This window comes from Pseudomonas sp. UBA6753 (assembly GCF_002453565.1).
In the GTDB taxonomy this organism is placed as follows: domain Bacteria; phylum Pseudomonadota; class Gammaproteobacteria; order Pseudomonadales; family Pseudomonadaceae; genus Aquipseudomonas; species Aquipseudomonas putida_Z.
Map to the genome: position 1 here is coordinate 13,803 of NZ_DKHD01000038.1, position 355 is coordinate 14,157.

General features: G+C 57.5%; 1 tRNA gene. It reads left to right on the top strand.

Annotated features, from left to right (window positions below):
• The first annotated feature begins 120 nt into the window (after positions 1-120).
• Positions 121-197 (top strand) — tRNA-Asp (locus tag B2790_RS16100).
• Positions 198-355: the final 158 nt, after the last annotated feature.

Genomic DNA, 355 nt, shown 5'->3' on the forward strand with positions numbered 1-355 from the left:
CGAGTCCCGTCCGCTGCGCCATTTTTCAGTAACAGATGGGTGCCTGGCACCGGTCTGAAGCCACAAGGCAAACGCCTTGGGCTGATCCCAGTTTCAATCGGGCGAAAGCCTGAACGATACGCAGCGGTAGTTCAGTCGGTTAGAATACCGGCCTGTCACGCCGGGGGTCGCGGGTTCGAGTCCCGTCCGCTGCGCCATCTTCGTTTCAAGGTCCCTTGAACACCTTGAAGCAAACACAAGAGAAGCGATCACGTTATCGCTTTTTTTGTGCCTGTCCTGAGGCCATCGCGCCGGAAGGGCAGACCCAGGTTTCAATCGGGCGCAAGCCTGAATGATACGCAGCGGTAGTTCAGTC